Annotated in this window: 13 protein-coding genes; 3 read left to right on the forward strand and 10 right to left on the reverse strand. The window is 40.1% G+C overall.

Annotated elements, in window-relative coordinates; all coding sequences use genetic code 11:
• Positions 1 to 11: 11 nt before the first annotated feature.
• The 10 genes from INR75_RS12645 to INR75_RS12690 form a co-directional block, all read right to left on the reverse strand.
• Positions 12 to 1,358, reverse strand: coding sequence for an APC family permease (locus tag INR75_RS12645; RefSeq protein ID WP_223089096.1), 1,347 nt, complete (start codon positions 1,356 to 1,358; stop codon positions 12 to 14).
• 7 nt (positions 1,359 to 1,365) lie between these two features.
• Positions 1,366 to 2,721 carry an NAD(P)/FAD-dependent oxidoreductase gene (locus INR75_RS12650; protein WP_223089097.1) on the reverse strand — a complete coding sequence of 452 codons (1,356 nt, stop codon included), beginning with the start codon at positions 2,719 to 2,721 and terminating at the stop codon, positions 1,366 to 1,368.
• Positions 2,718 to 3,179, reverse strand: coding sequence for a universal stress protein (locus INR75_RS12655; RefSeq protein WP_223089098.1), 462 nt, complete (start codon positions 3,177 to 3,179; stop codon positions 2,718 to 2,720). Before INR75_RS12655 ends, INR75_RS12650 begins: the two co-directional genes overlap by 4 nt.
• Before the next feature lie 132 nt (positions 3,180 to 3,311).
• Complete coding sequence (locus INR75_RS12660) at positions 3,312 to 4,130, reverse strand: helix-turn-helix domain-containing protein (protein WP_037314446.1); 819 nt, start codon at positions 4,128 to 4,130, stop codon at positions 3,312 to 3,314.
• 94 nt (positions 4,131 to 4,224) lie between these two features.
• Complete coding sequence (locus tag INR75_RS12665; protein ID WP_027884440.1) at positions 4,225 to 4,500, reverse strand: DUF5676 family membrane protein; 276 nt, start codon at positions 4,498 to 4,500, stop codon at positions 4,225 to 4,227.
• A 12-nt stretch (positions 4,501 to 4,512) separates the two neighbouring features.
• Positions 4,513 to 4,737: an SHOCT domain-containing protein gene (locus INR75_RS12670; protein ID WP_027884439.1), complete on the reverse strand. Its 225-nt coding sequence runs from the start codon at positions 4,735 to 4,737 to the stop codon at positions 4,513 to 4,515.
• Positions 4,738 to 4,759: 22 nt separating this feature from the next.
• On the reverse strand, positions 4,760 to 4,972 hold the full coding sequence (locus INR75_RS12675; protein WP_223089099.1) for a heavy-metal-associated domain-containing protein: 213 nt from the start codon (positions 4,970 to 4,972) through the stop codon (positions 4,760 to 4,762).
• A gap of 10 nt (positions 4,973 to 4,982) precedes the next feature.
• The gene (locus INR75_RS12680; RefSeq protein WP_034892122.1) at positions 4,983 to 5,210 is read right to left on the reverse strand and encodes a hypothetical protein; all 228 of its coding nucleotides are present in this window, start codon (positions 5,208 to 5,210) and stop codon (positions 4,983 to 4,985) included.
• A gap of 182 nt (positions 5,211 to 5,392) precedes the next feature.
• Complete coding sequence (locus INR75_RS12685) at positions 5,393 to 5,974, reverse strand: AraC family transcriptional regulator (protein WP_027884436.1); 582 nt, start codon at positions 5,972 to 5,974, stop codon at positions 5,393 to 5,395.
• A 1,017-nt stretch (positions 5,975 to 6,991) separates the two neighbouring features.
• Positions 6,992 to 7,969: an IS4 family transposase gene (locus INR75_RS12690; protein ID WP_223089100.1), complete on the reverse strand. Its 978-nt coding sequence runs from the start codon at positions 7,967 to 7,969 to the stop codon at positions 6,992 to 6,994.
• Positions 7,970 to 8,116: 147 nt separating this feature from the next.
• On the opposite strand from INR75_RS12690, the gene INR75_RS12695 reads away from it, so the two are divergent.
• The 3 genes from INR75_RS12695 (at position 8,117) to INR75_RS12705 (ending at position 13,724) form a co-directional block, all read left to right on the forward strand.
• The gene (locus INR75_RS12695; protein ID WP_037314440.1) at positions 8,117 to 8,533 is read left to right on the forward strand and encodes a hypothetical protein; all 417 of its coding nucleotides are present in this window, start codon (positions 8,117 to 8,119) and stop codon (positions 8,531 to 8,533) included.
• A 135-nt stretch (positions 8,534 to 8,668) separates the two neighbouring features.
• The gene (locus tag INR75_RS12700; protein WP_223089101.1) at positions 8,669 to 12,451 is read left to right on the forward strand and encodes an efflux RND transporter permease subunit; all 3,783 of its coding nucleotides are present in this window, start codon (positions 8,669 to 8,671) and stop codon (positions 12,449 to 12,451) included.
• A gap of 64 nt (positions 12,452 to 12,515) precedes the next feature.
• Positions 12,516 to 13,724, forward strand: coding sequence for a TolC family protein (locus INR75_RS12705; protein ID WP_223091924.1), 1,209 nt, complete (start codon positions 12,516 to 12,518; stop codon positions 13,722 to 13,724).
• The last annotated feature ends 15 nt before the right edge of the window (positions 13,725 to 13,739 follow it).

Raw genomic sequence — 13,739 nt, forward strand, 5'->3', positions numbered from 1 at the left:
ATTTTTATTAATTATGTTTTATTGTTCGTAGTTTCCATTCCCATTGGCATATTACCTTCATTGTCTGTGTGTGAAATCATAAAAAGGCGTTCTGCAACAAGTATTAGAACAATCCCAATCGCTGCTACGATAAGCACCAAAGGATCGTTCAGATATTTTATATAAAGAAAAGCTGCCAATACCGCAATGTCCAATACGATGGCTATTAATGGGATGATAGGCTGAAAAACCACTTTGTTTTTAAGGTGACGGAACAGCCCCCAATGGATAGCGATATCCATAATAAGGTAAAAAATAGCCCCAATGGATGCTATCCTTGTCAAATCGAAAAGCACGGTCAGTAAAATGGCGAGGGAAGACGTGAATATTAGTGCTGGATTTTTTAAGCTACCAAGTTTGGTTAAAGAAGGCACCTGTTTCATATTGCTGAGCATTGCCAACAAGCGTGAAGAGGAAAAGATACTGGCAATGACCCCAGAAACCGTGGCAATAATGGCAATGCCAATGGTAATCCAGGAACCCCATTCCCCAAAAACAGGTTTTGCGGCGGCTGCAAGGGCATAATCTTTAGCTTCGATTATTTCAGGAATGCTTAAACCTCCCGCAACAGCTAATGCCAAGGCTACATATATCAGTGTGCAGATAAGTATGGAAAACACGATAGACCTACCAAGATTTTTATGCGGGTTTTTAATATCGGCCCCTTGGTTCGTGATAGTGGTAAAGCCTTTATAAGCAAGGATAGATAACGCCAAAGCGGCCACAAATCCGAAGCCTTGTGGTAATGTCTCAGTATTTTTGGGAATATAGTTTCCCGTAATATCGGCAAAACCTGAAATTGCAAGGCCGGCAATAGCTAAAATTGCTATTCCCACTACCTTTATAATAGCGGTAAATGTCGCGGTGGCACCAATAACCTTATTGCCCAGGATGTTCACTATATAAGCAACAACAATTAGCCCAACACCCAGGGTAGAGGCATAACCTGCATAGGACTCGGGAAATAGTCTCAACGTATATGCTCCAAAAGTGCCCGCCACCAGACTTTCGGAAACTACCATTGATACGTACATCAGCAAAGAATAAAACCCTGTTGTTGTTCCAGGTCCATAGGATTTGTTAAGGAATTTAACCACACCTCCAGATGATGGAAAAGCATTTGAAAACTTGACATAGGAATATGAGCTAAAACCCACCACAACAGCACCTGCAATAAATGCAATGGGAAATAGATCACCCACCAATTCTGCTATTTGCCCCATAAGGACAAATATGCCAGCACCAATCATTACGCCTGTACCAAGAGATATGGAACCTAATAAGGAAAGCTTATTATTTTTATCTGTGGTGTTTTTCATTTCAAAATTATTTTTCCCTGTTTTTAATCGAAGATTTCGGTTTAAAGTTTCTAATAATCAGGCGGTTGCTCTTTTCATAAGTGAAATAGCTAACCGCCCAATTAAAACCAACCATCAATCTATTTCTAAATCCACTTATGGACATCAAGTGAACAACGGACCACAGCAACCAGGCGAAATAGCCTGCAAATTTAAATTTGCCCAAATCGGCAACTGCCTTGCGTTTTCCTACAGTGGCCAAGGAGCCTTTGTCTTTATATTCGAAAGGTTGTGTGGGTTTATTATTTATGAGGTTTAATATAGAATTACCCAGATATTTTCCTTGTTGAATTGCTGCCTGCGCCATCTGTGGATGCCCTTTGGGTCTTTCTTCAGAAATAAGCGCAGCTATATCGCCTATGGCAAAAATGTTTTCGTAGCCTTCTACTTTTAAATTAGCATCGGTTTTAATCCGGTTGCCCTTGACCACGTGTTTTTCATCAATACCTTTTGGGAATTGTCCTTTTACGCCAGCCGTCCAGATAAGATTTTTAGCCAAAATGGTCTTACCACTTTTGGTAGTGACTTCGTTGCCGTCATAATTGCTTACAGCTTCATTTAATAATACCTTTACATTCAAATCCTCTAAATATTTGAGGGTTTTCGATGATGCCTTGTCTGACATTGTGCCTAACAACTCATCAATGGCTTCTATTAGATAAATATTCATAATGGAAGAAGGGTACTCTGGGTAATCTTTGGGAAGGATGTATTTGCAAAACTCTGCCAAAGCTCCTGCCATTTCTACGCCTGCTGGACCACCACCTACTATTACAAAATTTGTCAGCGCGTCGCGTTCTTTATCATCACAAGTAATAGCTGCCTGTTCCAAATTTTGCAACATCATATGACGGATGTTGAGGGAATCGCGAATATCCTTCATCCCCAAACTATTTTCGGCCACAGAATCCATCCCAAAGAAATTGGTGGTCGTGCCAGTAGCCAACACTAAATAGTCATAAGAAACACTTCCCTTATTGGTCAATATAGTATTTGAATCAGGTTGAATTTCCTCAACTTCAGCCAAACGAAAGAAAACATTTTTATAGCCATTGATTTGTTTTCTGAATGGAAATACAATACTGTCAGGCTCCAGGGCACTCGTTGCCACTTGATATAATAAAGGCTGAAACTGATGGAAGTTATTTTTATCGAGTAAAACCACTTGAACTTCTTTGTGTTTCAGTTTCTCAACCAATGCCAAACCTGCAAATCCTCCACCAACGATAACCACACGAGGTAATTTAGTATCGGGAAGACATATCTCATCTGTTATCTTACAGGTGGATTCCAACGTAATGCTATGTGTTTGCTTTTCTTTCATTTTTTATTTCTATCTCTTGCAATCAGTACTGAACATTTGGCATTTGTGGTTAAATATTGGGATACTGAGCCCAATACTAAGCGAGAAAAAGCACCGTGACCCTGAGAGCCTACTACAATTAAATCTGCACCCCAATTTTCTGATTTTTCATTAATAGTACTTTTGGGCAGTCCGCTAACAACACTTGTGGTTATGGTAAGTGCCTTGTTTTCGGCCTTGATTTTATCGGAAGCTTCTGAAACGATTTTGTTTCCCAATTTTTGAGCGTTACTTTTAATTTCTTCTATGTAATTTCCTATCTTGCCGTCCATAGTATGCAATCCCAGACCGGTTGTTTTAGGAAGTTCATAAACATTTATAATATGAATTTCACTATTTGAGGATAAAGTCATTTTCTTAAGCTCGTTAATGGCTACTTCACTAAAATCTGAACCATCTATGGCCAATACAATTTTCATTTTTTTCGTCTTTTTAATCTCTGATTTCGGGTTTAATTCCACTAATTCTGTCCGAATTAGATTTACATGTCAAGCCAAAGAATTTAGTAATCGAATCATTTTGGATATTTCATTTCCAACCTCTCTTATAAACTAGTTGTATTGCATAAGCTTAAGCTTTTTGGTTTTTAAATAATCCACTGTTTCTTTTACCGATAGTGGATACGTAGCATTTCCTGTGCGTACATAAAAAGTGGTGTTTCCTTCATCACTCACATAAACCGGTTCGTTGGAAGGTTCGATATCCACCACGCACACATCTTTCTCATCAATACTGTAGAACGAAATATGGTTGCTGAAACAAGCCTCGTGACCCAATTGTGTAGAGATAATCCTGAACACCGCACGTTCATACCCATCCATGTTTTTATGCTTTAGGGTTTTATAATCTTTTTCCAATCCCAGAACATTTCCGTCGTCATCAACACCAATTATAAGTTTTCCACCCTTGGCATTCATAAAGCCCACAATGGTTTTGGCAATGACCAACTCCAGTTCCCGATTGGTTGTTTTACGGTAATAATCATAGCGTATGGAAGATTTGAATTCCACCCGTTCATTTTCACCGGCCTGGATTAATTCTTCAATATCACGAACAAGCAGCCGCTGTTGTGTGCCAATAATTTCATTTTTCTTTTTCAGGTTTATCCAGAATAAACCTGAAACTATCCCCAAGAATCCTCCCAATAAAGTTAAGAGTCCGCCCATGCCCCGCATATTGAAACTGAAAGATTCCAAAAAACGTTCTTCTAAGACTTGCTGAAACAAGGGGAAAGAGAAGGGCGTATCACTGAACTCAAACCAGTAGATTACCATTGTAAAAGGGTGTACCAGGAAATAAAAAATACCTGCCCCAATAAATAAATGAGTCAAAATGATCTTAATATTTTTATAAGTATTACTGTTTATCATTTTTAGCGGTTTATGAATCTTTGATATAATTATGTTCTAAATTCAAGAGGGCCTTATCTAAACTTTCGATTAAACAATCCTATTTAATGCAAAATCATCTGTTTTTTATTTGGGCATTATAAAATGCCGCAATACACGCTCCAATCAACCAGCCTAAAATGAAGCTTTGCACAATACCAAAAAATGCTTCTAATAGTGGCACGTCCATTCTTATAATATTACTGGTGTCCAGACCGTGTAAAAGGCTGTTGAAAAATATAATCGTTCCTTCCTGTCCTGCTGTAGCCATCACGATCATACAGCCCAAATAAATTAAGGATACTGTTAGACCGAGGGCAAAACCGAATTTTTTTACATTTAATCGATACATAATTTATATGTTTTAAGATTGGTTATCTGATTTTAATAATTTTTTGGATTCTTCAAATTCCTCCTTTGAAATTTCGCCCTTGGCAAACCTGTTTTTTAGGATGTCCAATGGCTTTTCTTTTTTTGGTTTTTGGTATGGGATATCAGTTGGGATAAAGAAAATCCAAATGATAAACGCCATCCAAATAATCCACCATATCAGGTGCATACCTCCGAAACTTCCGTCGTGAAAAAACATAATTTTTGATTTTAAGTTACTTTTATAGTTTTTCAATTGTGTAACCCTCAAGGTTGCTGAGTTGTTTTTGTAATTCATCTACTGAAAGCGTTTCCTTCATAGTGATGATTGTAGCTCCTTTTGGTGCCAGAAAAATTTCTGCCTTTTCAATCTTTGGATGTTCTTCCAATGTCTTTTTGCCCCTGCTAATGCAGCCGCCGCAACTAATACCATTAATTTGAAATTTTCGTTTCATAACATAAATTTTAGTGATGTTGTCCTTCTTTTTTTTTATCCTTCTTTTTTAAGTTCTCATTGGACAATCCGTGCGTATGGCTCCCGTGCCGCATGGGCATTAACAAGTGTACTGCGAACATTATTATAATAAATGCAAAAAGCCAGGTGCCACCACCAATTCCAATAGATGGTGCTAAAAAGATGAGTAAAAGCGGCAGTCCACAACCGAGGACCATCCATAACCAGTGATTTTTCATTGTTTTTTATTTTAATTAATGTTTATTCCTCGCCTTTTTAAGACCTGAACTGGCTTATGTTGTAATTGGGGGATTATCAACACAAGCCTTAGGGAGTTCAGGCTTTAGGGTTTTTAATATTATAATTAACACGAAAGCTATCTGTTTTTATGCTACTTCATCTGCATAACTTTCGTTGTTATTTATATAATTTCATCATAGAAATTTCGTTTCCATTTTTCTGTGTTTTTATAGTCGCTCATACTCATTCCCACAATCTCTTTAAACTGTCTTGATAAATGGTTAATGCTACTATAATCCAGCATATATGCCACATCTGAAAAAGAATATTGTTTTAATTGAATAAGTTCTTTTACTTTTTCAATTTTCAGTTTTATAAAGTATTTTTCAATGGTGGTGTTTTCATTTTTAGAAAACAGCCTGCTCAGTATTTTATAATCCCTGTTGAGCGTAGAAGACAAATGTTCTGAAGTATTTGTTTTCAAATGAAGTGGTAACTGAGTAAGCAGTTGGATTAGAATGATTTTTACTTTTTCAACCAGCATTTCCCCTTCACTTTGTACTATTTCAAAATCATTGGAATGAAGTACTTTGGTAACTTTATACGTAACCTCGGTGTTGGTGTTTTTTGAAGATTCAACCAATAGTTTACCTAATTCCAAAGAGAGTACGGTTATTCCCATCTCTTCCAGTTCTTGCGTTATTACTTTTAGACAACGGCTACATACCATATTCTTTATCCAGAATTCTCTCTGTAAATCCATAGTATTAATTATTTATTCTTAGAATGGTATTTATTCTAATAGATTATAAATTTCTGTTTTTCAAATAGTTGAAAGTGTGGTATGCTCAGGATAGAGCGCACCAGTTGTTAGCCTTTGCGTAGTACAGGCCAACATATAAGGTAGGTTGTTTGAAAAAGAACCTACTTAGGATGAAATCAAATTAAATATACCTCGTGGAGTACTTGAAAATCTTTCGGTATGAGGGGTGGGTCATAATCCCTAAAAGGGATTATATTTTGTTCCAACCCTTCGAATAGATTTACGTAAGTGTAAAAAAATGTGTGTAGGAAAATCAGTTTATGATTTTCCATCTCAAATGAAGCTTTTTGAAAGTTATCGCCACTTTCTTTAACTATAGATTTATTAGCACAGCAACCTTTTTTTTCGAACGAACATTTTTTTGAAGGATTGGTCTGAGCCTTCACCGCATTATCACAAACCTGAGCTTTATTTAAAACCGCCATATCCACGAGTTTATCACAGCAGAAATGCATATTCACAGTAAAAGACGATGAAGCAAACATTACTGCAAGTACCAATGAAACAGCTATTATTTTATTAAAGCTTTGCATAATACGAATATAAAAAAAATTAACAAATGTTAACTAATTTTTAATAATGAATTTTTTAGAACTTATTTTTGCCGAACATACTGCAAAAAAGAAATAAAAATATGATATTTATCATATTTTTAGAAGTTTGATTCTCTTTTTGTCGAAAATAGTATAAGAAGTAAAAGTTTACATAACGAAAAAGAATTATTAATGTTTTTATATTTCGTTGTTTTATATATTTTATCATTACTGTCCAGTTAAAACAGACTGAGTGACAGTTGGTTATAATCAAGTTCTTTGACATTACTATAATTTATATTCATAAAAAGCTCATTTATAGGGGCTTTATCTAATAATGAGGTGCCTAAAACCTGTAATATTTCGTAGGTTGAACGCTCCAATTTTAGTTTATCTGCCACGATAGAGACCAGACAGTAAGCACTTATCGCACAGTAGATCTGGATTTTACGGCATTTTCAGATGTTCCCCAGAAGGATTTTATTTTCAAGTGTTGCTTGACCCATTTAAAGAAAAGTTCCACCTGCCATCTTTTTTTGTACAGTAAGGCAACCTCCTCGGCAGTAACCTTCATGTTGTTTGTCAAAAAGATAAAGGTTCGGTTTGACTCTTTATCATAATATTTCACTCTGCGAAGTTTTTCTGGATACTCTTGGGAGGTATAAAAACCACTTAATTTTCCAATCTGGTCACATCGGATCCCAGTTAGCTTATCAACTTTATTAGAGTACATCCGCCTGAATTTGGTATTCGATTTTGCTCGAACTACAAAGTAGGCTGAGCAACGTTCTATTTTGTACAACCTAGTGTAATCAAGATATGCACGATCAAATATATAGTGGGCACCCGCTTCATAAACCAGCTCATCCATTGCCTTCACGTCATGAACGTTAGCAGGGGTAATATGCAGAAAGGCTGGTATCTGGGTGTTTACATCATATAAAGTGTGAAGTTTGATTCCTCCTTTTGCCTTGCGAAATTTCGCCCACCAAAAGACATTTAGACAAAGATCTATGGTGGAGGAATCAAAGGCATAAATGTTTCCTTTGATTTTAAAATCATCACTAGAATGCAATTCCCGGGCTATAGCGATCAGATGATAGGCAAAATCTTCAAAAATTTTTGAATTGCGAACTTCGTTGGCTTTTGCAAAATTACTTCTGGTAACACTTTTGCCCAATCCAAGATGATACGATTTTCCACTATGAGCATCAAGCGCAACGATTAGGTCTCGGAGGCTTTCTCGATTAGTCAGCTGACCGAATAGCATACAAAGTAGTTGATTCCAGCAAGTAAAATGTTTCACATACCTGTTTCCATCATGCTTTTTGACAAACCTATCAAAAACTCGTTGGGGTAAATATCCCGTCAATTGGGAGAAAACGTATTTTCCTTGATTCATGGCCGCCAAATTTTAGAGGCTAAACCTAATCAATTCAAATCGTCACGCGCCAATTAGACTTGTAAAGTATAGATTATCAGTAATTTCAAAGAACATTTAAAAATTTTTAATGGACACTAATGATATTTTATATATATTTGCAGTCTTATGAAATCATTTTTCCATAAAATATTATCTGTAGCCTTAGCGAGCTTGGTATTTGTTACCACTATGTCTTTTACTGTAGATATGCATTATTGTGGAGATTCATTGGTTGATTTTGCTTTATTTCATAATGCTCAAACCTGTGGTATGGAAAATCAATCATCCCAAAAAAGTTGTGAAGCAGGTTTTTCGGAAAAATCTTGCTGTTCAGATGCACAAATAGTGAATGACGGTCAAGATGATTTAAAAACATCTTACACCAATTTAAGCTTTGAGCATCAAGCCTTTGTTGCTACTTTCTTTTATACTTATATTAATCTTTTTGATGGACTGGATAAGAACATTGTTCCATTTAGAGATTATACACCTCCTTATCTTGTAAGGAACGTACAAAAACTACACGAAACTTATTTAATTTGATTTTAAACAGTTTCCGATAATTATCGGAAAGATTTGCTCTATGGTTACTTCCATCTTGGGCTTACTTTGTTGCGTTTAATTTTCTGATATTATCAGAAAGTTATTCAATGTATAACTGTTTAATTATCAATAAAGATGCTAAATAAAGGCATAAAATTTCTTATAGAAAACAAACTAGTAGCAATTATCCTCCTAGTCCTTTTTGTAGGCTGGGGCGTGGTAAATGCCCCTTTTAATTGGGAAACCGGTTTAATTCCGCGCGATCCCGTGGCGGTAGATGCCATCCCCGATATTGGCGAGAATCAACAAATTGTCTTTACCAAATGGGAGGGGAAATCCCCCCAGGATATAGAAGACCAGATTACCTATCCCCTTACTACTTCGCTCCTGGGAATTCCCGGTGTGAAAACCATCCGGAGTTCCTCTATGTTTGGGTTTTCCAGTATTTATATCATTTTTGAAGAGGATATTGAGTTCTACTGGAGCCGTAGCCGGATTTTGGAAAAACTCAATTCCCTGCCGGCAAACCTGCTTCCCGAAGGTGTAAACCCTGCCCTGGGTCCCGATGCTACCGGGCTGGGCCAGGTTTTTTGGTACACCTTAGAAGGACGTGACAAAGATGGCAATGTTACCGGGGGCTGGGATTTGCACGAACTGCGAAGCATTCAGGATTATTATGTGAAATATGGACTTTCCGGTGCCAGCGGGGTTTCCGAAGTTGCATCCATAGGTGGCTATGTGCAGGAATATCAGGTAGATGTGGATCCCGAACTGATGCGTCAATACGATATTTCCCTGGCACAGGTGGTAAAGGCCGTAAAGGAAACCAACCGTGATATTGGTGCACAAACCTTGGAAATAAATCAGGCCGAATATTTGGTACGTGGGCTGGGCTACGTTCAGGAAATAGAAGATATTGAAAATGCCGTGGTAACTTCAGAAGAATTTACCAGTATCAAAATAAGCGACATTGCCAAAGTAAACCTGGGTCCGGAAACCCGCCGTGGTATCCTGGACAAAGAAGGTGCCGAGGTGGTTGGCGGAGTGGTTGTGGCTCGTTATGGCGCAAATCCGCTGGAAGTAATCAATAATGTAAAGGATAAAATAAATGAACTTAGCCCCGGCCTGCCCACCAAGGTGCTGGAAGATGGTCGCGAGTCGCAGGTAACTATTGTTCCATTTTACGATCGTACGCAACTGATTCAGGAAACCCTGGGCACGCTTAATGAAGCCCTTACATTGGAAATCCTGATTACGGTACTCGTAATTATCGTTATGGTTTTTAACCTACGCGCCTCCATCCTCATTTCCAGTTTATTGCCAGTAGCGGTTTTAATGGTCTTTATCTCGATGAAGTTCTTTAATGTCGATGCCAATATCGTGGCCCTTTCCGGTATTGCCATTGCTATTGGGACCATGGTGGATGTGGGCGTGATCTTATCTGAAAATATCATCCGGCATCTCGATCAGGACAAAGAACGGAAATATTTGACCACGAATGAAATCGTGTACAATGCCACTGCCGAGGTTTCCGGGGCAATTATGACGGCCGTGCTTACCACCATTATCAGTTTCCTTCCCGTCTTTACTATGGTGGGGGCAGAGGGGAAACTGTTCCGCCCACTGGCATTTACCAAGACCATGGCACTGGTGGCTTCCCTAGTGGTTGCGCTTTTCCTTATTCCGCCATTTGCCGCATCTTTCTTTAAGAAACGGACCCGGCGTACTTCCGCGGGCTGGGTAATACAGGGGATTCTGATAATTGCAGGGCTTACCGCTATTGTTTTTGGATATTTCATCGGTATTGTCCTAATTGCTTTTGGCGTAACCGGAATACTGCTTCTTAAAAAGAAAATTAGTTCCAAAAGATCAAATGTTATCAATATAGCTATTTCGGCTTTCGCCATAGTGCTACTTTTAGCCGAGTATTGGCGTCCGTTGGGTCTGGAAAAAAGTGTTTTCTGGAATTTTATTGTGGTAGGGATTATATCCTTTGGTTTGCTGGGTGTTTTTGCCCTGTTCCAAAAATTTTATACCCGCATCCTCAATTGGGCCTTGCGCAATAAGTTGTTGTTCTTGTCGGTGCCCACCGTTTTGGTTATTCTCGGTTTTATGATTATGCGCAACATCGGGCAGGAATTTATGCCCTCACTCAATGAAGGCTCCTTCTTGTTGATGCCCACTTCGCTGCCCCATGCAGGTGTAGAGGAGAACAAGCGGGTCTTGCAGCAGCTGGATATGGCCGTGGCCGCTATCCCGGAAATTGAGACGGTAGTGGGCAAGGCAGGTCGTACAGAGTCGGCCCTGGACCCTGCACCTATATCCATGTATGAAAATACAATCCAATACAAACCTGAATATATGCTGAATGAACACGGCGAACGCCAGCGCTACCAGGTAAATGAAGACGGTTTATTTATGTTAAAAAATGGCAAATTGGCAATAAACCCAAGTTTAGAGGTGGACGAAGATGCAGCTGGCAGTTATAATGACAGCGAAATCGTGGAATTCCACCGCGTAAAAAACAAACAGCTCATTCCAGATGATGACGGGGAATATTACCGTAACTGGCGCCCCGAAATAGAGTCGCCAGATGATATCTGGAACGAGATCACCGCCGCCACCAAGCTGCCGGGGGTAACCTCGGCGCCCAAGCTCCAGCCCATCGAGACACGGCTGGTAATGCTTCAAACGGGGATGCGCGCACCTATGGGAATCAAAGTGCAGGGGCAAAACCTTCGACAAATAGAAGATTTTGGACTCCAACTGGAAGACCTGTTAAAGCAAGTGGAAGGTGTAAAAGACGAAGCCGTTTTTGCCGACCGTATTGTTGGAAAACCTTACCTGCTTCTTGATATCAAGCGTGAACGTTTGGCTCGTTATGGTATTAGCATAGAAGAAGTTCAGCAACTTTTGGAGGTTGCTGTGGGAGGAAAACGCCTAAGTCAAACGGTGGAAGGACGCGAACGCTACGGTGTACGCGTGCGCTACCCAAGGGAATTGCGGGACAGCCCGGAAGATATGGGCAATATCTATGTTCCGGTTGAGGGCGGCTCGCCGGTGCCGTTAGATGAGTTGGTAGATATCCGTTACGAGCAGGGGCCGCAGATAATAAAGAGTGAAGATACCTTCCTTATTGGCTATGTGCTTTTCGATAAACTCGATGGTTTTGCCGAAGTGGATGTAGTAGAAAATGCCCAGGCCCTTATTCAGGATAAAATCAATAACGGGGAGCTTAGCGTGCCCAAAGGCCTCAGTTATAAATTCACGGGGACTTATGAAAACCAGATTCGCGCTGAAAAGACGCTTAGCATTGTGGTGCCATTGGCACTGATGATTATCTTTTTGATCCTGTACTTTCAGTTTCAAAAAGTTTCTACCTCGCTTATGATCTTTAGTGGGATCTTCGTGGCTTTTTCTGGCGGGTTTATCCTTATTTGGCTCTATGGTCAGGGTTGGTTCCTGAATTTCGACTTTTTTGGCGAAAACCTTCGGGATATGTTTCAGATAAAAACTATAAACCTGAGTGTGGCCGTATGGGTAGGCTTTATCGCCCTCTTTGGTATCGCTACTGATGATGGCGTGGTAATGGGTACCTACCTTACCCAAACTTTTGACCGGAACGAGCCCAAGAGCCGAAAGGAAATCCGTAAATCGGTGGTGGAAGCGGGCTCTAAGCGTATTCGTCCCGCCTTGATGACCACGGCTACAACAATTCTGGCACTTTTGCCCGTGCTTACGTCCTCGGGGCGTGGTAGTGATATCATGATTCCGATGGCCATCCCCGCCGTTGGTGGTATGTCTATAGCATTAATCACATTGTTTGTAGTGCCGGTGTTATTTAGTTGGAGAAAAGAAGCCGGCATAAAAACGCTGGAGACGGCGATTAATGACAAGAGAATTGAAAATAGAAAATAGAAGAAAGCCTTTTACTATGAAATCAAAAGATATTTTAATAATAAAATTGAATAGAAGAAGCGGAATGCTAGCGGTGATTGTCTCTCTTTTCTTTTTTCTTACAGGAACAGCCCAGCAGCTCCAGCCTTACCTTACCCAGGCTTTGGAAAATAACCCGAAGATACAGGCGTTTGAACTGCGTTATGAAACGGCCCGGGAGAGGATTGAAGAAGTTGGGGTACTCCCGGAAACCCAGTTCAGCGTAGGCTATTTTGCCAGCGAACCAGAGACCCGAACGGGCCCACAGCAGTACAAACTATCGGTGCAACAAATGATTCCGTGGTTTGGGACTATCACGGCAAGGGAGAATTATGCATCAAGCCTTGCCGATGCCCAATATGTGGAAATCGCCACGGCCCAGAGGCAACTGCTGCTAAATGTGGCCGAAAATTATTACAGGCTTTATGCCATTAGGGCAAAGCAACGCGTATTGGAGGAAAATATAGACCTGCTGGAAGCCTATGAGCAGCTTGCACTTACTTCCCTTGAAGTGAACCAAGCTTCATCGGTAGATGTGCTTCGCCTGCAAATGCGGCAAAACCAGCTACGGGAACGTTTTGAAAACTTCGATGAAGAATTTAAAGCCGAACAAGCTACTTTCAATGCCTTGCTCAATACCAGGCCCGGTGCCGCGGTAGAAGTTTACGATTCTCTGGCGGTGCCACAGGAAGACCCGGTACAGTTGCCAGAAGTTCCACAGGTGCACCCGGAGTTGTTGCGTTTTGACAAGCTGTATGAATCGGTAGGGGAAGCAGAAAAAATGAACCGAAAGGAAGCCCTGCCCGATCTGGGATTTGGCCTGGATTACGTTGCGGTGGGGGAAGCCACTGCGATGCAAGCCCCGGATAGCGGAAAGGACATCCTGATGCCGATGGTCTCTATAACGGTTCCAATTTTCGGTAATAAATACAAATCGGTTACGCGGCAAAATGAACTGAAGCAACGTGAGCTAAATGCACAACGGGAGAACAGGCACAACGAATTGGTGTCGCGCCTGGAAGCCGCGGTGAGCAATAGGGCAGAGGCACGCATAAGCTACCGTACCCAGTTGCTCAACATCGAGCAAGCCAATGATGCCGAAGAAATCCTCAGGCGGAATTACGAAACCGGTACCATAGATTTCAATGATGTGCTGGACGTACAGGAGTTACAGCTAAATTTTGAGCTGAACCTGATAGAAGCGGTAAAAAACTATTACCAAGCCAGTGCGAACATTAATTATTTAAGTGAATAATTCAGAATAAATTAA

It is taken from the genome of Zunongwangia sp. SCSIO 43204 (assembly GCF_019904275.1).
Classification (GTDB): domain Bacteria; phylum Bacteroidota; class Bacteroidia; order Flavobacteriales; family Flavobacteriaceae; genus Zunongwangia; species Zunongwangia mangrovi.